10 protein-coding genes are annotated in these 22573 nt (G+C 50.8%); all 10 read left to right on the top strand.

The genetic code is table 11. From position 1 onward, the window contains the following. Positions 1 to 639 precede the first annotated feature (639 nt). The 10 genes from HF324_RS17945 (at position 640) to HF324_RS17990 (ending at position 22573) form a co-directional block, all read left to right on the top strand. The gene (locus HF324_RS17945) at positions 640 to 1305 is read left to right on the top strand and encodes a sialate O-acetylesterase (RefSeq protein WP_246269646.1); all 666 of its coding nucleotides are present in this window, start codon (positions 640 to 642) and stop codon (positions 1303 to 1305) included. Positions 1306 to 2171: 866 nt separating this feature from the next. Then, positions 2172 to 2576 carry a hypothetical protein gene (locus HF324_RS17950; RefSeq protein WP_168803790.1) on the top strand — a complete coding sequence of 135 codons (405 nt, stop codon included), beginning with the start codon at positions 2172 to 2174 and terminating at the stop codon, positions 2574 to 2576. Between the two features lie 138 nt (positions 2577 to 2714). Then, complete coding sequence (locus HF324_RS17955) at positions 2715 to 3386, top strand: hypothetical protein (RefSeq protein ID WP_168803791.1); 672 nt, start codon at positions 2715 to 2717, stop codon at positions 3384 to 3386. Positions 3387 to 3435: 49 nt separating this feature from the next. Beyond that, entirely contained in the window at positions 3436 to 4077 is a 642-nt protein-coding gene (locus HF324_RS17960) for a hypothetical protein (protein WP_168860412.1), read from the top strand. Between the two features lie 13 nt (positions 4078 to 4090). Continuing rightward, positions 4091 to 4735 carry a hypothetical protein gene (locus tag HF324_RS17965; protein ID WP_168860413.1) on the top strand — a complete coding sequence of 215 codons (645 nt, stop codon included), beginning with the start codon at positions 4091 to 4093 and terminating at the stop codon, positions 4733 to 4735. A 156-nt stretch (positions 4736 to 4891) separates the two neighbouring features. Continuing rightward, positions 4892 to 6484 (top strand): lipase family protein, encoded by a 1593-nt coding sequence (locus tag HF324_RS17970; protein ID WP_168860414.1) that lies wholly within the window; start codon positions 4892 to 4894, stop codon positions 6482 to 6484. Positions 6485 to 6527: 43 nt separating this feature from the next. Beyond that, entirely contained in the window at positions 6528 to 16142 is a 9615-nt protein-coding gene (locus HF324_RS17975; RefSeq protein WP_168860415.1) for a DUF6603 domain-containing protein, read from the top strand. Further along, a complete protein-coding gene (locus HF324_RS17980) occupies positions 16139 to 17659 on the top strand; it encodes a hypothetical protein (protein ID WP_168860416.1) in 1521 nt (506 codons plus the stop codon). Before HF324_RS17975 ends, HF324_RS17980 begins: the two co-directional genes overlap by 4 nt. Continuing rightward, positions 17656 to 18567 (top strand): hypothetical protein, encoded by a 912-nt coding sequence (locus HF324_RS17985; protein WP_168860417.1) that lies wholly within the window; start codon positions 17656 to 17658, stop codon positions 18565 to 18567. The genes HF324_RS17980 and HF324_RS17985 overlap by 4 nt, the downstream gene beginning before the upstream one ends. A gap of 10 nt (positions 18568 to 18577) precedes the next feature. After that, entirely contained in the window at positions 18578 to 22573 is a 3996-nt protein-coding gene (locus HF324_RS17990) for a hypothetical protein (RefSeq protein ID WP_168860418.1), read from the top strand.

Below are 22573 nucleotides of genomic sequence, written 5' to 3' on the forward strand. Positions count from 1 at the left end.
ATAGAAACAGTTACTCTTTGCAAGAGTAGATTTTGGCTATCGTTTAACCGCTATATTTTTGTTTGCTTTAAAATTCAGACAATCCTTCAATATACGCTTAACCCTCATGTGCCGGGGCAACGAGGAATTTTCCATACGTGAATAACATTAACTCCGGGAGGCCAGGTTTTTTTGGTTTTCGGCAGCATTATCGTACGTCCATGAATTACAAGCCTACGCTGTTTTTTTTGACAACGTTTCCCTTTCCGATTAGTATAAAAAAGACCCTTTATCTAAAAAACCGGGTACGTACCCGAAATTATAAAACAATTATTATAAAGCAAATTTTTTAAGCTAATATTTGCGCATAAATTCAGGGAAAAACACAGAAGATAATCAAGTGAGTGAGGATTCCTTATTTACCTACTTACAAACTGGTATTTTCATCTCCCTGTAAACAGGTATTCGATGTACGCAGGAATTTTTCCGACATCATTATTCAATCATATTCACTAAAAACTACAGCAAATGAAATGTACTTTCACCATTCTGTTACTAACGATTTCTTTGACAATTTTTATCTATCCTTCCTGTGCGCAGTCATCTGTTCACCCACCAGATCAGGACTTTCATTTATACCTGTTGATCGGTCAATCCAATATGGCTGGCAGGGGAAAAACAGATACTACCCGGAAACCAGCAGACACACGGATCCTTATGCTTGATAGTACGGGAAAGTTTGTTCCTGCTACCGATCCTGTTCATTACGATAAAAAGGAAGCGGGCGTGGGACCCGGAATCAGTTTTGCACAGCATATGCTGGCAGCTAACCCGAAAATAAAAATCGGCCTTATTCCCGCAGCAGTGGGCGGCACTTCCATCCAGCGCTGGGTACCCGGAGGATATGACAGCGTCACCCACACCCATCCATATGATGATGCCATGGCCCGTGCGAAAGAAGCGATGAAATATGGGGTGCTGAAAGGTATACTCTGGCATCAGGGCGAGGCTAATTCGTCTGACTTCCAGGACAGTCCCGGCTATATTTTTTTACTGAGGCAGCTGATACAAAGTATAAGAACAACATTCCATATGCCGCAACTACCGGTAACAATAGGTGAACTGGGATATTTCCGCCCGGCTTTCGTGAACTTTAACGCCATGCTAAAGGCGGTCCCTGACAGCATTTCCTTTACAAATATAGTCAGCGCCAAAGGTCTTCAACATAAGGGAGACAACACCCACTTCAATGCAGAAAGCGCCAGGGCGTTGGGAAAAAGATTTGCAGCAGGAATGAAAGCGTTACAACAAATAAATCGAAAGTAAAATCAAATATCAATCAGAAGCGTAGGCTCAAAGCAGATAAGCCGCATAAATCCTGTGATGTAAGCGGCTTTTCCGCTTTGATTTTCACTCCCATCGCAGGCTTCGATAAAAGATATTCTACCAGCAATTTCGTTTTCCTGCTAAGCCTGGTAACAGCAACCGGGTGTTTTTCCCGTTTTTCAAATTATTTTATCCTCGCCACACTTTAATTAAAATAGATGCGACTACGCAACCTTCTGTATTGACAATAAAATTAATTTTTAAACACATATAAAATTAATACACGTAAAAAATTCGCGCCGGCGACCCTGTTGACGAAATGATTTTTTTATTTATTTTCGATCACACAAAAGTTATTGTTTTACCATTTTTCACCACTCTAAACCTCAAATAACTATAATACAAACGCTGTGGAATACCCTCAAAAGGCCGTCCGGTATTATTTTTCCCTTCACTATTCATTTCAGTAGCACTTCTTTTTTATACAGCCGGAATTTTTCCTGATGCAGTGGTATCTCCAATCCGGTCGTTCCATTTTATGAATAACAGTACCCCTGTTTTTCGAATGACACATCCTCTGATAACTTAGCCTGGAGCAACTTCGGGCAGGGCAGCTACTAGCCGTAATATTTCTTTATTCCATAAAATGAAATACTCTTATGAACACGCTCACACAAGCACAGAAAAACAATCATGCATCCGTTAATCAACGTCTGGGATTGGCGCCAGATGCGCACCTCACACTCAGCAAACAAATTAAAAGTATCCAACAGCAAAAAAAGAACCTGGTATTTTCTTCCGATCCACTTGAATCTGACGTCCCTCCGGTTCATGTAAGTGTCGGATCTATCGCCGAATTTAAAAAAATGGTAGGTGTACCTGATGACCAGGACGACGGCCACATCAACTATCCTTCTCCTTTGGCGGATCATCATCGCCAGCTGATGGCCAGTGTGGGTTCCAAAGCAGAATTATTGGGCAGGATGGATGAAGACCTCCACAATAAAATGCGACAGGCTGCTTATGCTTATGTGATGGGAGATTCCCGTAAAGTGCAGGAATACGAGCCACTGATTAACTCTCTCATGTTCCCTGGCAGGATAGCCGTATTCACCGGCGAAGACCTGGATATCCCTGCTGGCGAAACGTACACCATTAAAGGAGAAGATCCTGTTGTAATGAATTTCGAAGAAATTACGGAAGGCCAGAATGCAGAAATTATGATTACTACCAATTGTTCACTGCATACACAATACTTCACCCAGCAATAGTACGTTCAGTACCGGCATTATTCACCGTATCCGGAAATTCTCCTATGGGAACCAGATCGCGCGGAAAATCGTGGTGCTGCTTCACAAATTATTGTACGTCCTGTTACAGGAAAATAATCGGTTACAAAAACTATTCGTATGACAACCTTCTTAATTACAGGAGAACCTTATACGAGTGCTGCCTCTTCTGGTAGCATGGGTTCCACCGGCTCCACTGGTGCAAGGGGCGTGGATGGCGCCGTTGCCGTGGAAAACAGCAATATCGTTTGTTCCAGGAAGCCTGGCAACGGGCAGGTAGGAAACAGCGGTTCTACCGGTTCCACCGGTACAGCCGGCGCTAAAGGTCGCCCTGCTCCTCCCAGTACTGTTCACTTAGGCGTGGTCACCGGTACTGTCACTATTAAAGCAGGTGGCGGCACCGGCCAGGATGGCGGCCAGGGTGGTACTGGCGGTACTGGCGGCCAGGGTGGCCAACCAGGTAATAATCCGCCATTCAATTTCCCTCCTCCCTTTCATATTCCACCTGTATATCCTTGTACAGCCGGGGTACCAGGAGCGCAGGGCCCCGGCGGAAAAGGCGGCAATGGCGGCAATGCAGGCAATGGCGGAGACGGTGCTACCATCATGGCGTTTTATACATCCTTCAACGATGGTGAAATTGAACCTGTTACTTTTTACGGCACACCCGGAACTCCCGGCCCTGGCGGTAATGGCGGCAGTAGCAGTAACAGTAACCTGGGCCCCGGCAACCCCGGCGCTCCCGGAAATCCCGGCACCGCCTCCAGCATCATCATACGTCAGGAATCCTGACAAAAACACATATCTATTCAATCTCATCCAAACAAAAAAATATTTAATCATGCCTACTATCATCATTACCGGAGAGCCTTATACCAGTCCTGCCCCCAATGGCGGGAATGGCAGCACCGGCACACAAGGCAGCCCTGGCACTGCCGGCGAAACCTGCTACAAAGACAGTGATTGTACTTATTACTGCTGTTCATATCCTTCCAATGGCGGGCAGGGCGGTCAGGGAACAACTGGTATCAACGGATCTGCCGGCGCTAAAGGACGTCCTGCTCCTCCCACTACCCTGAATCTTGGTATAGTAACCGATAACATGATCATTCGCGTGGGTGGCGGAAGAGGCCAGGATGGCGGTAAAGGAGGCAGTGGCGGCAATGGCGGCCCTGGCGGTCCTGCCGGCGCTTTGGACCCTAAAGGGAAATGTACACCTGCCAGCCAGGGTCCGCAAGGCCGGGGAGGAACCGGCGGCAACGGTGGTAAAGCCGGCGATGGTGGCGATGGCACCACCGTAACCGTCAATTACAACAGGATCTCCGGCGGTTCTATCACACCGGATATTTTCCTCGGAGACCCGGGAACTCCTGGTGGCTTAGGCAATGGTGGATCAGGAAATCCTTCCGGCGCCAATGGCAACAATGGCCCTTCCGGCGCCAAAGGCAGCACATCGCAAGTGAATATTCGTCAAGTACCATAAAATGTAAAATAGTATGCCTTCAATTTTAATTATCGGCGCACCTTATACAAGTCCTGCTCAGACGGGAGCTAAAGGGATTGCCGGCAACATAGGTAACCAGGGAGCTGCCGGCCAATATGGTTACAACAGTACCAACTGTACCTACTACTGTCAAACTCCCCCTGCCAATGGCTCAATGGGTACTACCGGCAACACAGGCGGTACTGGTACCGGAGGTGCCAAAGGCAACCCTATGCCGCTGGATGATATTCATCTCGGCATCGTTACAGGTGAATGCACGGTAGCAGCTGGTGGTGGCGATGGCCAAACTGGTGGCGCCGGAGGCGTAGGGGGAGACGGCGGTCCGGGCGGACCTCCGGGAGCCCTTGACAGCAAAAATACATGCACGCCTGCTTCATACGGCCCGCAGGGCATCGGTGGCAAGGGCGGCAATGGCGGACGCGGTGGCGACGGGGGTAATGGCGATACGCTCATGGTATACTACAAAGACCTTGGGGCCAACGGCAAAATCATCGCCAAGGAATTTAATGGCGCCCCCGGCCGACCCGGTACTGCCGGCCAGCCAGGCGGCAGCAGCAGTGGGAATCTTGGCCCCGGAAATCCAGGCGGCCCCGGAAACCCGGGCGCACCTTCAAGTATCATCGTACGCAAAGAATAACACCTGCAAATATTTTCGTCCAACAGCAAATCAACAATGGTCCGGTCCCGCTAATGACTCATGACAAATCCGGGACCGGTTTTCTGATCAATTCTTCCATTACCTGTCTGAGGAACAACAGGAGATTTGTTCTCCAGACGTAAAACGCTTCCTACAATGGCACAGACTAATTCCGCTCCTGAAGCAACTGCGCTGGCTACCAGTATCGATGTTCCTCTCGCCAGCCTGGAAATGATTGCGGCACAGGCAAACATTTATGATTTATTCGACGATGGTCCCAGCCTGCCTCCCGGATGGGATGTCATCATACAACCATTCAGAAATGATCCCGCTACCGATAAAGTCGTTCCTATCCCCTCTCAGGGATACATGGTCAAAATAACCGTTCAGGATGGCGAATACAATAATGTCCAGGTAGATATCCTGGCTGTCGGCATCTCCTGGCTGAAATTTTTACTCTACCAATACGATGGTGCTTTTAACATGGAGACCTTACCCGCCGACATTGCCGGAAAATCCATTCCGGCAACAGCACAGGTACTCTCAATGTACTCCATCGCCTATCAATTCCTGCGCAGACCGATATGGAATGCGGTTACCAAAAGAGAAGATCCTTCCCGTCCGCTGTATATCTGCGGATATGGATTAGGTGCGCCACTCGCACAGATAGCTGCATTGGACCTGCGTATCGGCAACCAGGGCCCTGCCGATCCCAATACGGGCATCAAACCCAATGCGCCCTCAACGCCTACTCCCTGTTATACTTTCACCAATGCCAGCTTCGCGAACAGCGGCATGGCTGCTTATTATACCAATACCATCACTGCGCCTGTAACAGTTACCAGGGCAGGCAACGCCGGCAATGATGTAGATCAGTGGCCCAACTCTCCTTCCGGTTTCTCCTTACTGGGCACCTACAACCCGGTGAATGCCAGTCTTGATCCAAATGCAGATGACCCATGGTGGGAAAGAGCCACTATATATTATACCCAAACGCTGAATGGCAGCCCGATTCCGAATGATCCTGAACCGGTAAATATTAATCCTCCCGCAGGATTCTCCAGAGACATGGCTTTCTCCCTATCCAAGCTTGCCATGCTCTCCTATCACTGGGCTCAGCACCCCGACAGCAGCGGTGGTAATGCCCCTGCCAATTATCAGTATGTAACAAAAATTGATAGTAACGGCAGCACCTGGGCTTATCTCTTTAAAGGAGACACCAATAACTCCATTGTGGTCGTATTCCGTGGAGAAATCAACTGGACAGAGTTTAATACCTGCACTGCCCTCACCGGCTTTACCATGCCACCATGGAGCCCGATGGGCTCCGCGCAGGTGAATATAGGTGCATATAACATTTATGCAGGCCTTGCCAATGCGCTCCAAACTGCATTGCAACCTTACAGCACAAGAGATCTCTACTTCACAGGCCACAGTCTTGGTGGTGCTATCGCCAATATTGCCGCCTCCAATTATGCCATCTCCAAAATTCAAAAGGTGAAAGCAGTGTACACTTTTGGTGCCTTAATGTCGGCCAACGCTGATTTCTCCACTGTATTCAATAATGCGCTTGGCAGCAACAGCTACCAGATAAGACGACCGGATGATATTCTCGCCATCGGATTTATGAGCATCGGGTATTACGAAGTGAATACGCCCGTGCTGCTACAGGGACAATTGAAATATGAAGATCCGGATTATCACAATCTGCTCAACTACATGAAACTACTGGACACAGCACGCGTATAATGCCAGGTGATTTCCGGTTTTCCTGACCCTCAAATCATTGAAGATGATTAATGAAATAAGCGCCGCTATACCAGCCAGACATACACAGGCGATGGCCGGCATCGGAGATAATGGTTTGACTTTTACCGGCCTGGATCCGGTACTCGCCAGCATGGGGATACTGATAGGTTTACTCACCCAGCCCGATCCCCAACAGGAAGTCTATCAGCTAAACCCCAATTGGTTCGCCAACCCTATCAATAATACCCAGCAGGGTATTACTGCCAATCCGGAACAATTCGAGAAGCTGCTAACTTCCATACTGGGCAAAATCGGAGGCAATGCCCTGGGCATTCCCATACAGGATGCGGCGCTTCTCGGCACCTGGTACCCCATTAAAAACGGTAACGACCCTACGGGGTTTTACCTCGTAAGCTATCAGAAAGAAAACAATGGCTTAAAAGAAACGGTACTGGGCCTGGGTGTCCTGCATACCTGGAAAGTGCCTCCCGGCTCCCCGCTCCTTACAGTAGAAGTATGGGGCTTAATGCCTTTCGTAGCCATTGGTAACGGCAGCTTTAAAATTACGTTTACCGATCAGGGTTACCCCATCAGCCTGGGTGTAGCCACCCAGGGCGGCGATCCCAAACTCCCGCTGGTGGATATCAACGGCATCTCTTTCGACGGCGTGAAATTCAGCGCCATGATAGACGTTGCCGCCAGTGATCCTTTTAGCGTATCTCTGGAAGTATTATCGTTAAAGATCGGTAGCGCTCCTCCTGCCAATAAATCCCTCGCAGACCTGCTGGCCATCAGCGGACAGGAAATGCTGGAAATAGCCACAAACCTGTTTATGGGAGCACTTAGCTACGTCTTCCCGAATCAACAGCAATACCTCAATTATATCACGCCTTTACTGGGACTCACCTCGCAGGTGCCCAATCTGCCCGATGTCACCCTTCCTGTAATGGAGTGGTATAACCTGTTTGAGGTAGCTTCCAATCCCGCGAAATATCCGGAAGGCGTTAAGACGCTGTTCTTTAACTGGTTCAATGCGCTGTGTACAGACCCTGATGCGCTGAAAGGATGGATCTCCGCGCTCTCCGGCTTCCTCGGCAACTCCAATCTGCAAATAACCGGAACCGGTACACGCATGAATCCGTTCCGGTTGGCCATCCTGAATGTCAGCAGTATAGGGCAACTGGATTTCTCCGTGGCCACCACGGTAGATGAAGGGGGCATCCGCTACTTTTACCCCGGTTTTTCCTTCGCCGGCAGCAATGTGCCTTTAGGCAGCTCCCCTGCTGTATTCACCGCCCAGGCCAACCTGGAACTGGGACAATTCGGGCTCAGCGCGCAGGCAGTTACCGCCTCTCCCGAAATAAATTTCCAGTTTCAGTTCGCGCTGCAAAATAAAACGACCGGTCAGCCGCTGGTATCCTATGACGGCAACAGCGTAGGTTCCCTCACAGCAGGACTGGTCCTGGGCTCCGACGGAAAAATCGTTCCTGATTTTTCCCTGAACCAGGTGGTTACCACTGCTACTTCTTTTGATAAAGTAAACCTCTTATCTCCCGGCGAACTGGCGGAAGCCGGCGCGGCTGCGCTCAGTGCAGCGCTGGGCACCCTCATCGGTATCGGCACCAGCAATTTTGCCGATAACATAGGGGCACTGATCGGATTAATCACACCTGCCAGTGCGAAAAGTAACTGGCCAACTACACTTCCGGCACCATTCTCCGGCACGCAGATGGCCCACTCCATCCTTAACCCGGTGAAGGCCTGGGCAGATTACTATCTGGCAGTATTGCAATATGCCAACCCGGTAGACGGCAAGGCGGCATTTGCGTATATCATCCAGGAAATGGCGCTTTTACTGCAACAAACTGTATCAGGACTGAATGTAACCGTTACAGGAAGCGGTACCAAAGACGATCCCTGGATGGCCGGTATTGCGCTGAGCAGCAGTAGTCTCCCAGCCTACCTGACGGCCTTCAAACAGGCAAATACAGACAACAGCATCGATTTGGTGATGGGTCTGACGCTCCAGCCTACGATTACGGTGGCTGGTGTAGACATTGCGCCATCGCTGAACATGGAAGCACTTGCGCTGCATTTCCCTGCCAACGGCGCTGGTATAGACGCATCCTGGCTGCCCGCAGTCAGTGCCCGGTTACAGCTGCCAAACGGATTCATGACCCCGGACCTTGGCGGTGTAGTCGTTAGCGTTAGTAAATCACAGCTCTCGGCCGAATGGGACCGCCAGCGCGGATGGGGATGGTCCATGTTTGTGGATTCGCCGAAACTCATCATCAACGGACAGGATATTATCCTCGGACAGAACCTGAATTTCGATCAGCAAACCAACCTGAAAGACCTGGTATTAAATGCTGTACCGGCTTTCAGCCCTTTCCTGGTAGGGGCGCTCGGTGCTTTACTGATGCGCGTGGAAAACAGGGCCGCCCTCTTCGCCATTGGTGCACTGGGCCTGATACCGGATATTACCAAATCGCCGGTATTCCCGGCAGGTCTGAGCTGGACCGGTTTCCAACAACTCAAGCTCAACAGCCTGAGTAATCCCTGGCCGGACCTGCGTAACTACCTGTCGGCCACCTTCGGCACTGCAGCTAATGCCAAAAGCCTGCTCTCCCTGCTCTCCTATGTGGTCAACACGCAGATTGAAGCAGCTCCCGCCACTGGTGGCGCCGGCACATTCGACGATCCATGGACGTTCCCGCTGCCGGCAGGTTTTGAAGGAATCGCCTGGTATGAAGGAGCCGGACAGATATTAGGCCTGGGCGCAGGCAGGTCCAATTCCTGGCAATATCAGATCACTAATGGCAACGACACTACGAAATTTGGCTTCAATTTACTCGCCCGCGCAAACGCACTGAAATATAATCTTTCCACCGGTACCCTTCTCTTCGATGGGCAGGTGCCTTCATTCAGCCTGACAGGAATGCTTTACAACCCGGATGGCATGCTGGTTAATTTACCGGCATCACTGGGAAGCGTAGAAAAAGTGATCGTTGGCTGCAATCTCTCTTACGATACCACCAACAAGTCATTTCATTTCGAACCCGTTGTAACGCTGATCAACGTCACCCTGCCCGGCCAGCAGCCAAAAGCACAACTGACCTTGCAGGACTTCCTGGACCCGGGCTTTACCGCTGCGTTCCAAAATGGCTTTATGGTATTGCTGAATGCCGGTCTGCAAGCGGCATTTGAACAGGTAAAAGCCAAACCGCTCTTCCAGCAGGCCTACAGCCTCTTGTCCATGCTGGGGCTAACGATGACGCCCGACGGAGAAACAGATATCCGCAATATACAGCTATACAATATCACAGACGGTTTGCTCGGTATCAACGCCGCAGGCTGGAACGGACTACTCGCCAATTTCGACACTTACATACAAACGCAATTCAATAGCCTGCTGGCCATAAAGGAACAGCGCAGCCTGCTCTTCAACTTCCTGTCAGAGATCTTCGGCATACAGTTCCCGAACTTCCCTGAGCCAGTGCTGCAGCTGTTACAGGGCATGGGCATCTGCGGACCTGCTGACGAAGGATATACCGTATATCCGTATGTGTTACTGGACTTGATCAGCAATCCCTACAAAACATTCCAACAACTTTATCAGCAACTGTTTGATATTGCAAACGTCGCCAACCTGAAACAACTGGCGGCGCATCTGTCCAGGAACCTGGGCCCCTACAAAACCGGCAGCTGGACCTTCAGCACCGATTCAAACGGCGTTATATCCTTTGGTATTCTACCGGCCGACGCATTCCAACTGGGCTCCTTCCTCCTTACCAGTGGCGGCATACAGCTGGACCTCAGCAACGAAAAGCTGGAAGGAACAATGGATATTTACTGCGCAAACGTAGGTATAACGCTCAGATGTGGATTTACGCTGAAGCTGGAAGCCGGCGTACTGAAACCTGCATTTACGGCATCCGCAGTATGGGGAGACGGCAGCAAACCAGCCGCTCAGGCTCTCCAACTTATACCGTTTAACACCAGCGACTTCCTCAACAACGTTGCTGACCTGGCCCCGGCTTTTACCCTCAATATTGTCCTCAACGCTATTTTTGAAGAACAGCTGCTGAAAAAATATCCGCTCGTCCAGCAGATTTTTATCGGACTGGGATTGGGAGAACAAATGCCAACGGAAAGCCTGGCAGTACAAAAATCGGTGAACAGACGGCATGCCGCTGCTACATCTGTTGCCGATCAGCAGTGGCAGATGCCAGCCCTCATGGGCATCCTCGAAAATCCGCTGGGATGGATCCTCTCCGACGATGTATTAGGTATTAACGGCAGATTCAGTATCTCAAAACTGGTGCAGATGCTCAGTCATCTGCCGGCAGTGCAAGCCTCCAATGGCATCAAAGTTACGCCTGACACCAAAGGGATGACTATCAGCGGCATGCCTTATGGCTTTGAAATTTCCATGAGTGGAGAAAATGAAGTAGCCACTTTCGGTTTTGATACCAAAGACCTTGTTATCAGCAACGAGTGGGGCACGTTGAACCTGCTGTCTTTCCAGATGAGCGTGGATAGTAATTACCAGCCCTCTTTCGCTGGTGAACTTACCGTTTCCACCGGCTCAAAAATAACCGTTCCATTTTTTGTCAACACCGGATATAACAAGGACTTTTTCCTCAACATCGCGCAGGGCAAACCAGGCACCCCGGATGGACTCGCGCTGCAATTACTGCCTTTCCTTGGATGGGGCACACTGGCCGAACAGGCAGCCCGGCTCGCAGCGGCGGCAGTTTTGAAGAATCTTGTTCCGATTGTATTACAGAAATTATCCGACAGCGGCGCTAAAGCATTCGTAGACAAACTCATTGCATTTGGCGATGCTGTCAATACCACAGCACTGGTAGACAACATCATCAAAGTATTGACACCATCTGCATTTGCGACTACTTCACAGCAGGACCTGCTCCAACAGATTGAACAGGTCGCGCTGGCGTGGTTACAGGAAAAATTCACGCCGGCGGGCGCTCCTGTAACGGTGCAGGGTTTAATTACTTTGCTCAAAGACGTAATGCCGGGTGTGTCTGCACAGGGCGGCAGATTAGCATTTACACCGGACAGTAAGATACCGATCACCATTCTCGCAGGACTGAATGACAATGGGTTCTTAGGGCTGTGGGCTGCCTTCACCCTCCCCGACACACAGGTATTGAAAATACAAATTGCGGAAACCGGCGTTGGTGTAAAACTGGATGGAACCCTTGATTTCTCTTTTGCCCTGGACATGCTGATCCCTGTAGATGATAACAGCGGACCAGGTTTAACGTTTGCCTATGATTTAAACAAAGGATTCAATCTCGTATTCGACCCAACCAGCGATAGCACGGATTTCTCCAAACATTCAGATCTGGCAGTAGAACTGTTACCGGATTTCTTCAGCAATCCTGCCGCTGATCCGGGCGCCATGCAACAGAGCGTAACCGATTGGTTATTGCAGGTGGTAAAAGTAGTGCTGCCACGATATGTTTCCCTCCTGGTGCTCAACATTCAAAAAGTGAAAGACTGGCTGGAAGCACCTATCGTGACTTCTGTTGCCGGTGCGCCTACACCTGCTGCACTGTTGACAGCGACGTCCCTCATCCTGAAGAACAATGGAAAATATGAACTGAACAGTATCGACAATCTTATCAAGCTAACACCATCCGGTTTCTTTGGCAACCTGTTCTACACGCTGATGCAGACAGAATTAACCCTGTTGCAATTCGGCGATAAGAACAGTGGCAAAATCACCGTAGGCCCACGTGCAGGCAAGCAGGATTACTATGGCGTAAGAGTGGCGGCGCCTAACCTTAAACTCACTGCCCTGCCTAATCTCGTAGTGCAAATAGGTGCAGACGATACCGAATGGATCGATAAATCCAGTACCAATAAAATCACCGGAGAACCGGGCATAGGCTTCTACCTGCCTATTACTAAGTCGGGCAATAATGAACTGAATGTTGACTTCTCCCTGTTCAATTTATTGTTGTATAATCTCGGTTTTGATGTCGTTGGCACCAATGGCAAGCCTATTGTGGACCAGCCGCGGTTTAAAATTGGCGCAGTGCAGCCGAGAACGGTATTTGAACTGGATTTCAAAGGCAATGCAAAACCTGGCCTGCAATTCGGCGCAGGCGTCACTTTGGCGAACATCGGATTATCGCTCGCGCCGGATAAACTGGCAGGTTCCGCAGGCACCAATCCCATTGCCAATAACATCCTCGGTTCAGGCAGTACAGCTGGTAACCCGCCTGTAAATCCCGAATTTTCCGTCAGCACCGCTTATACCGACAAACTGTGGGTAAATCTGAAATCCAATACCGGTAACGGTTCGCAGGTAATCGTACCGATAGAACGATCTTTTGGCCCATTGTATATTGACAGCCTGGGCCTGGGTTGGGAAGACACAAATAAACTCCTTGACTTCCTGTTCTCCGGAAATGTGGCCCTGGCAGGCCTTAAAGCATCCGTGGTAGGTTTAACGGTAGGCGTTCCCGTTACTGACCCTACGAACTTCAGTTTATATAAGGCAGACCTCCAGGGATTGGACATCAGTTTCAACGGAGGGGCTGTTGCCATCAATGGCGGGTTCCTGAAAACAGAAACCATTGTCAATAATGCGAAGGTTATTATGTACAATGGTGTAGCGGTGATTAAAGCAGGCACCTTCTCGCTGATGGCGCTGGGCTCATACGCGGAAGTGCCGGTATCTCCCGCCCCGGGTGCACCCACCATGCCTTCCCTGTTCATATTCGCTGTGCTGAATTCGCCATTGGGCGGTCCTCCATTCCTGTTTATTACAGGTATCGCGGCGGGCTTTAGTTTTAACCGTTCGCTGGTGATCCCTGATATTACCCAGGTACAGGACTTCCCGCTGTTGAAAGGCCTCGTGGATGGTACTTTTGCAGAAGGTGAAGATCCGGGCAAGGCGCTGGAACAACTGAGTTCGGTAGTGCATCCGGAAATAGGACAATACTGGCTGGCAGCAGGTGTGAAGTTTACTTCCTTCGAACTGCTGACCACCTCCGCCCTGCTGTTCCTCAGCTTTGGCAAGGAATGGGAAGTCAATTTGCTGGGGCTCAGCTTTACCTCCCTGCCGCCAAAGATCCCAAGAAATCTGGCGCTGGCTTACTTCGAGCTGGCTATCAAAATATCCTTCCTTCCGGGAGATGGAATACTCTCCGCAGAAGCGCAACTGACACCCAACTCATTCGTATTATCGAAAGATGTGAAAGTGACCGGAGGGTTTGCCTTCTTCCTATGGTTTAAAAATATCAAAACGTCCACCTACACTATACCTGCCGGTGATTTCGTCATCTCATTGGGTGGCTACCATCCTGATTTCAATAAGCCGGCATGGTACCCTACTGTTCCACGACTCGGGATGCAGTGGAAGATGGATATCTCCGTAGGCAGCATCAGTATTGCCGGAGGCGCCTACTTTGCATTATGCCCCACGGCTGTTATGGCGGGCGGATATCTCAACGTAGCCTATGAACTGGGCCCGTTGAAAGCATGGCTGAACGCATCTGCAGATTTCCTCATCGAATGGAATCCGTTCTACTTCAATGTAGGCATCAGCATCACAGTGGGCGCATCTTTCGGAACAACTATCCTCGGTGTATCCATCACCATCCGCGCAGAACTTGGTGCTACTCTCCACCTGGAAGGCCCGCCAACACATGGTTATGTGAAAGTGGACTGGTACGTTATTTCCTTCACCATCCCTGTGGGCTCAGGAGAAACTGCCACCACCGACAAGAATATCACCTGGAAAGCGTTTGCCGACGCCTTCCTGCCTCCCCCTGCATTACCGGGAAGCACGATGGGCAATGCCAAACGGAAAGTGAAGGCAGCAGATGAAGTGCCTGTGCAACAGGTCGTGAAACTCAACCCGGACTATGGGCTGCTGAGCGATGATAACAGCCTCTGGACCATTCAACCCTATCCATTCACCCTTAGCGCCAAATCGTCGATTCCTGCATCCAATGTGGCTGTCACCAGCAGCAACTTCAGTCAGAAAGGCGTTCCTGTTGGGGTACGGCCAATGGGCTATGTCGATAACCTGAATGCTGCGCTGGTGATTACGCTGACAGACAGCAAAGGTAATCCGGTAGATCTGTCGGCCCGCAAAATCAAAATGATCGTGGACACCAACGGCGCGCCATCCGCGATGTGGTCCCAGGATCCGCTGGACCGCAACAAGCCGCCACAGAGCGATGATATGCTCATCCCTGGCGCTTCTTTCGGTATCATACTGGATGGTGATGAATACAATTACCTCGGTAATGTACCTGCATTCAACATAGAAAATCTCAAATACGATATTGGCGCGTACCGCATGCTGCCTTATAAGGCGGTTATCAAATTCCCGCCGGCAGCAAGATATCCGGCAAGCGATCAAAATAACGCCTATCACGTGATCATGCATTCCATCATGAGTGACCCTGTTATCATTCAGCGTAATAAGATCCTGGAAGGCATCGCTGCCAGCAACATACTGGCGCCGCTCAATCCGGACCTCAGTGTGATGGCCTCTTCCGCAGACATGATCCTGCAGGCGCTTCCTGTGATTGCACGACTGGCTGTCTTCCAAAACAATGGTGAACTGGAAGCTGCAAAGAAAATACAGCCGCCTGCAAGACCGCTGGCTGCAGCAAGTAGCGTCAAAAAGCTGAAAGCGCCGCAGCTGGTAGGTTTGGTGAAGAGGTATAAAGTGAACCGTAACCAGGCCTCCAAATCAGGTAATCCTCAGACTACCGTCAGGAGCCAGTATCAGGCGGTCAACGACATTACCAGTAAAACGAAACGGCCGGCGATTGGCAGAGCAGCCGCTGAAGCCCTGGGCACCACCAAAATGTTATACGATGGAACGTCCGTTCTCTGGACAGTGGATCATCGGGCTGCCACTACGCTACATCTGAAAGGAGATCTGCCGCTGCGCGTTGTTAGCTTCGACCGTCATGGCCGGCTCACCGGCATACACGCAGTAGTGGGCGAACAAAACATAAGCTTGGCCGAAGGTACCGCACAGGTGGCCGTTCAGGGTTATGAAGCCACCGGAGAAGGATTCATCGGCTGGGAAATCAATTCACAGCTATTTAAGACCAACACCGTATGGGCGCTCGGCGATGCTGCCATGGTAAGGGTACAGAACAGTCAGCGTATACGCGTTCGCGGTACCCGTGCCCATACCGGGCTGATAGATGCGGCTGATCTGCTGTCACGCAACCAGGCAACAGACATCAACCAAAATACCCGTAGCGGCTGGATACAATCTGTATTCCCTGCAGACATCAGCTACATCGGCGTATTGCTGGAAGAGCAGACAGGTGCAGAAAGACTCGATGTGGCTATTGCTGCCGGCACTATCCCTTTGCAGGGCGCCAATCTGCCACCGGCACAGGTATACGAAACAGAGAAAGGCACGCTGCTGGTTTACCCTTGTACACCATCGGACAGTTACAATGCCATTCTGGCCATACCAAAAGATAATAAAGTGAAGATACTCGGTATGTATGGCTTGCCGGCATTACCGGCAGACAAGCGGACCATCAGCAACTTTACGCATCTGCGCAATGCAGGACTGGATCTTACCAACTCAGTTGTAAAATCCGCTGTTGTTAGTATTCATTCCAAAAACCAGGCACTATGACATCCCGTTTTGATACCAATCCCGGCACTATCGGCCCGGGTATGATACGCTTCTACGATGCGATCCTTAATCCGCTGGAAGCCGGCGAATATACCCTCAAAGCCGAGCAGCAGGTTAAAGACCTGCCGGGAGAAACGCCACCGCCCTATGTGGCCACACAACAGCTGGTCGTGGACGGTCCCAGGTATAATATCAGCCCTGCCGACATCCACATGGTATATCCTCCGGCTAACCAGGAAGGCCTCTATGATACCGTGATGCCCAATATGGTATTTACCAACTTTGCACTGCCCTGGGCCAGAGACATCGACCCTGCGGTAAAAACAAACAGTAATCTCTCCGCCAAAGACGGCGATGGAAACCCCATTCCATGGATTGGATTATTAACCATATACCCCGATGAACTGGCTGGCAGCGGCGGCACTGCAAAAGCAGGCGCGCCGCAAACCGTAACCGTGTCTGAACTGGTTCATCCTAAAGATCCGAAAATACTTCCACCCGCGCTGGGCGATTTATTCGGCGCAGAAGATACGCAGGTATCTGTAGTAGACCTAGACATCGCCTATTTCCAGTCCATCTGCCCCAGCATCGATGAGCTACCCTTTCTGGCCCATGCCCGGGAAGTAAATACGGATGGGAAAATTCTGCTGGGCATGGATGACGATGGCTGCTTTTCACTTGTATTCAGCAACAGGCTGCCGGTGGCCCCCGGGCAGAATACCATGTACCTTGTGTCTTATGAAGGACACCAGGCACATCTTCATGGCAGCACTATCAGCGGGGACTATACGAAAATACGGCTGGTATTATTGGGGACCTGGCAGTTTAAGGCCCTGGATGCACAAGGCAGTTTCATCCAGTTGATGGCCAATCTTTGTTTACCAGGCAGAGGTGGGGTAAAACTGCTCCAGATGCCCCTTTCAGACGAAACCGGGCAGATATCCGAAGACGCGCAGAAAGCCATCCAGATGGGTTATGTGCCCATACAGAATAACATGCGGCAGGGAGAAGAAAGCACCTCCTGGTACAGAGGACCATTCGTACCCTCTCCGACCAAACGCGATTTCTCCTATGGCCCCTATCATTACAGCGACCATGCCATTCATTATGATCCGGAAAACGGATTGTTTAATCATGCCTATAGCAGTGCATGGCAGACAGGCCGTTTGCTGGCATTGTCCGATTCCAATTTTTCGTCCGCCATGTTCAACTGGAGAAATAATTATCTCAACAGCATCGTCAACTCCACGAAACAACTGGATGGGGAAAAAATGATGGCCATTGCCGGAGAGGCGCATGGCATGATGCCGGCAGCGCATGCGCGGGCAGCAGTGGGTATGCTGCTGGCAGGCGGCTTCAGTAAGGTAAAATGGCCACAGATTCTGAGCCGCACAGAAAGGGTGTTACAGGAAGGACTACCCGGCGTACTGAGTGAAGAAGAGAAAATCGCCATTGTGGAAAACGACGCAGATCCATTATTAATGCTTGTTAAAAAAATAAAAGGAGAACCGCTATGAAATCATGGGGAAACAGAGATGCCGTCATCACAGACGTAACAAGGAAATTGTTGGCTGCCAGGGAAGGAAACTATCCTTTTCCCGATTTGCCGGACAACCTGACTAACTGGCTGGCCCAACTCACCCTGCTGTACGGCGTACCGGTAGAATACATGGTAGCAGATAATCGCATGCTGCCACTGGAATCCATGCGGTTCTTTTACATAGACAGGAACTGGCTGGACCGGCTGGTAGACGGCGCCCTCAGCGTAGGCGTGCTTTCATCCAGGGAGCAGGTGTTTAACGAAACTTTCTACGAAGACATCTATGCCCAGATAGACGTACGGCAAATGCAGCTGCGCGCCAATCTGCGAAATGAAACACCTCCGGCTGTAACGGCCGCCGGTGGCGGCATGACAGGCGTGATATTTCGCTCCGTTGTAGTGTCGGGATGGCCGGGGCTGGAAATAGAAGCGTATAAAGACAAAGTGCTGCTGAAAATACTGCGTATGGACCGCCTGTCTGACAACACCATGCTTTGTATCTGGGAAGACCTTCCGGATACCGTAAATTTCATAGAGCCTTCCGAAGGGCTGCATTTTGGCGTTATCATGGACCCGGGCGCCGATACCTTCAAAGTATACCTGAGAGGCCTGGGATATCCTGACAATAATCCATATCCTGCCGGCGAGCAGATTTTTAATGGTCCCGACCCTGTGGCTGCATCCGGCGGATTCAGAAGTGGCGTAAAAGGGGTGATTGATATCGCCGGCCTGAAAAGCAACATCACCAGGGCTATGCCTGCAGGTGCTCTTCCCGATGGCAAATTATCGCCAGGCGCTATGGCCATACAAATGGTGCGCGGAGCAGGCAAGCAGCCATATGATATGAATTCGCCGGCATGTGAAGGCTCCATTTCTCAATCTTAAACCCTGAATCATGGCAAACTCCCAATATATCCCCGTTTGGCCGGGCCCGGTAGTAATGGTGCCGGTGCCGCTGGACGTACTCCGTATAGGCAAGCCCGATGTAAACGCCACTACCATCTGGGCCACCAACAAAAATAATTATTACAACCTGTGGAGGAAGCAAATTCCAGACCCTACCCCCTTCGGACAGGGTACATGTCCGGACGTGGGCGTACACCTCATGTGGACGCTCCCCTATAGTATGCGGCAGGGGCAACAATCCGCTGAAGACGTTGCGGATATGAATGTGAACTTTCCTTTCGTCCCCAACCGCTGGCTGATTACCCGGTTTACCTATCCGGTACAGGATAAAAACAATCCCAATCCCGCGCCTCCGCAACTACAGGCCACTATCGTTTGCAGCGACGCCTTGTTTGATATCCGGGAGGCCACCGACAATGGCTCCACTGCGGGTGCCAGTCAGTATCCATATCCGGATGATCCTGCGTTCCCCATTAAAGGAATAGGCCAGGCTATGCCGCTGGCCAGCTGGAAAGGCGAAGCCCGTGCAGGAGAAGCCATCATCAGGGCAGTAGGTCCCGGTGACGTATCCTGGTCTGTTGCCTACGATAATGTGAAGAATGTATTTACACTCCATGATCCGGCAGACAGTACTGCCGCACAGTATACCTATTCCCTGCTGGGCTGGTATGATGAACCTGCAGACGACTTGCTGTACGGCATTTCTACCGGCAGCAATGAAGAATGGATGGAAATGTTGCAGGGCCGGTTTGGCTGGACAGTTGGCGGATCTGCGGAAGTGCAGGAAGCGGTAGAAGACTGGCTGGCATGGCAAAAATCTCATGGCCTCGATGGTCCGTTTGATCCAAATAAACTGCAGCTCCCGCCACAGATTAAAAATGCAATGATTGCCTGGAATGCCTGGCGTCAGCAATATGGTGTGAAAGAAGATCAGCCTCCGCTGCCCAGGCAGTGTATTTGCCAGTCGATGGCCACTGTGGCATGGCAGGGAGACAAGATAGCCTATGGCACGGGCGTTCCCACTCCGGAAGGCGGCGTGAGCATTTCTGTGGGTAATAACGCCATGGAAGCCATTTCCGCTTATATGGCCACACAGGTAGTAGAAAGTCAGCAACAGAACCCTGCAAATATACCCATCGTGGAAAGAGCGCTGGAAGCCTTCCAAAAAGATATGCTCGCACAACTCAACGACGATCCTACCGCCGTTGAAATGGCTATCCACGCAGATCGCTTTGAACAACATTACAGCGGGCAACAATGGATAGTAGTACGTCCGGAAAGTACCAATCAAAATATATTGGGTACCGGCGGACAACAAACTATTCCCCTTAGCGCGGCAGATACAGCCACGCTGACCCTGCTGAACAGCAAACAACAGGAGCTGAATACGCTGAACCAGAACCTCTCCACGCTGCGGCAGGAAATGTTCCAGCTGCATGTAAAACAAAGCCTGTTTGTAAAATCCACGCCGGCAGCCACCAAAACACAGGTCAACAACAGTATGGCAGCCATCACCCAGGCTTTGCAAACACAAACAACAGCACGGGACCAGAAGCAGGCAGAAATCGACATAGATTCCGCTGCCTTTGCAGCAAAACTGGGCGCCGATTTTGTCCTGAAAGCAGTAGACCTGCTGCCTTCCGCAGCTCCGGTAGATCCGGTGATCATGGTAGGCGGCGCCTATATCGATACCAAGCTGACCTCGCCGGACCAATACACAGATGCTACAGAACTCTTTGTACGCTTCACCGGACAAACCGTTACAGGTATCAGTGTAACCTTCACCGTAAATAATACCCCCACTACCCGGCTGATAGCGGCAGAAGATCTGCTGAACAAGGTGACCATACCCACCTGGAACATTTTCCCGAAAGAGGCCATGGACCTATGGGTAGAAACCATGATACTGGACACTTCCTGCGCTGCCTTGATAGCCTCCATATGGTTCAGCAAAGCGGGCGTCTCCCCCGGCAACAGTCAGATGCAACAACTTACCCAACAAATTCAGGCACAACAAACGGCTGTCTGGAACGACGCTGCATCCCTGGGTTTCCATCCCCAGGCACTTAAAGCTGTTTCCGGTATAGAAGGCGTAATTCCGTCACCGTTTGCGGTTGCATTCATTACCCGGCAACCATGGACGCCGATCTACATGGATTGGAAGATACAATACATTCCATCTTCCATGGATGCCACCAACTCGCTGAACGAATGGAAACTGGGAGAGGTTGATTTCGACTGGACAGGCGATAACCTTACGTCGCCCGCCAATAACATTGTGCTATTGGGCCGGGCGGTGATGAACCTGAAATCGTCCCAGGTAATCAAATCCAAAATGGCTTCCTTCCAGCAGGACCCGATATTTGACGGCATTCCGCCATATGTGCTGGATGATTTGCAAAGAGTAGCCGGCCTGGTAGGGCACCTGGACCTAATGACCCAATCCATGAGCGGTTTCACCAGGCAACTCATCACTTCGCTGATCTCCATCAATACTGCGCCCACAGATGCCAATGTGAAAAAACTGCTGGGGGACAGCGAACTTAATTACAGACCGAAGCTGGTGAACTACGTGGATTCACAGCCTTTCTTCCCCATTCGCTCCGGGCACTTCCAACTGGTGGACCTCTGGGTAGTAGATGCTTTCGGGCAGGTACTAACCACCAAGGACAGGTTTGCCGCACCACTGGACCCGCTCCCGAACGTGTTATGGTCTGAAAACTTAATCACCAGCAGCCCCAACTATAAAAATCCGGACACCAAAGATTACGGACAACTGTCCCCAAGAGTATCCCAACCGGCAAAAGTGTACTTAAACCTCTTACAGCAGAACAACGACGCTATTCCTACCAACTCTTCCGACCTTACCAGTCCTATCTGTGGCTGGGTAATGCCTAATCATATCGATAATTCCCTCATGGTATTTGATGCCAATGGCCTCAACCAGGGCGCAATTATCAAAGTACAAAGGCAGATTGAGGATGGAAATGAAGAAGCCGATTTCCAATATACTGTCAGATGGGATGCCGTGCCTGGCAGCAATACCACGCTGGGAGCGCCACCTGCACTGGAAAATGAACACCTGCAGGCATTTGTTACCAGCCTCCTGAAAACAGGATTCAGCGGTTCTGCCGCCTATGACGACCTGATGAGCGTCATAGACGTTACCTTGTGGCCCATGACCAGCTTTCAAAGCCAGTCTGCCAACCAGTCCGTATTATTAGGCCGGCCACTGGCAGTGGTACGCGGTGAAGTGCATATGGAACTGGCAGGAACGCCTGCCTATAATCAAAGTTGGATTGACACCGGGATCTATTATGACGACAACCAGCAGTATAAACCAGTAGATCCTCCGTATATGAATACCCCTTTCAGTGTCAGGATCGGCGATTCCTACCTGACAGGCAACGGCGCCATTGGATATTTTGAAGCGGACAACTACGATACCTTCTATGCGGTATATGGCGCCAATGGCCAGACAAACGAGCTCCGTAAGATGTTCTCCCGCAATGCAAGGGGAAAGATCAATTTAGCGGGATTTGCTGCACAAAAATTCACCGGCGCCGGCTTCCTGTCCAACTATGTACAGCAAGGACATACCGTAACGCTGACACCTAAACAAAATGCAGTCAAGCTCACGATGCTGGTAGATACCTCAGGCGGCATTCCTGTTATACCTGGCAGTCAGCCTACGTTCAGCGTGAGTTTGCCTGCAGGCCCGGTATCCATTGCGTTGTCGAACCTGAAGTCGACCTTCCGGACAGGGCCGCTGCTGCTCGATCCCGACAGGATCAAGATGCCTACGCCTGCCGAAGTACACGGCAGATGGGGATGGGTAGCCCGCAAAGATGTGACCACCTGGAGACCCGAAGAACCTATCGAACAATATACGCCGATAGCGACATCGGACCAGGATAACCTGCGGCTGACAGAAGGTTGGATCACCTTGTCGGGCGCAAATAATCAACTACCAGAAAATAACTAA

Origin of the sequence: Chitinophaga oryzae, from assembly GCF_012516375.2 — a bacterium.
GTDB lineage: Bacteria > Bacteroidota > Bacteroidia > Chitinophagales > Chitinophagaceae > Chitinophaga > Chitinophaga oryzae.

Coding starts and splice junctions, on each gene's coding strand:
- HF324_RS17945 (WP_246269646.1), top strand. CDS start 640: ATGGCTGGCAGGGGAAAAACAGATACTACCCGGAAACCAGCAGACACA.
- HF324_RS17950 (WP_168803790.1), top strand. CDS start 2,172: ATGGTAGGTGTACCTGATGACCAGGACGACGGCCACATCAACTATCCT.
- HF324_RS17955 (WP_168803791.1), top strand. CDS start 2,715: ATGACAACCTTCTTAATTACAGGAGAACCTTATACGAGTGCTGCCTCT.
- HF324_RS17960 (WP_168860412.1), top strand. CDS start 3,436: ATGCCTACTATCATCATTACCGGAGAGCCTTATACCAGTCCTGCCCCC.
- HF324_RS17965 (WP_168860413.1), top strand. CDS start 4,091: ATGCCTTCAATTTTAATTATCGGCGCACCTTATACAAGTCCTGCTCAG.
- HF324_RS17970 (WP_168860414.1), top strand. CDS start 4,892: ATGGCACAGACTAATTCCGCTCCTGAAGCAACTGCGCTGGCTACCAGT.
- HF324_RS17975 (WP_168860415.1), top strand. CDS start 6,528: ATGATTAATGAAATAAGCGCCGCTATACCAGCCAGACATACACAGGCG.
- HF324_RS17980 (WP_168860416.1), top strand. CDS start 16,139: ATGACATCCCGTTTTGATACCAATCCCGGCACTATCGGCCCGGGTATG.
- HF324_RS17985 (WP_168860417.1), top strand. CDS start 17,656: ATGAAATCATGGGGAAACAGAGATGCCGTCATCACAGACGTAACAAGG.
- HF324_RS17990 (WP_168860418.1), top strand. CDS start 18,578: ATGGCAAACTCCCAATATATCCCCGTTTGGCCGGGCCCGGTAGTAATG.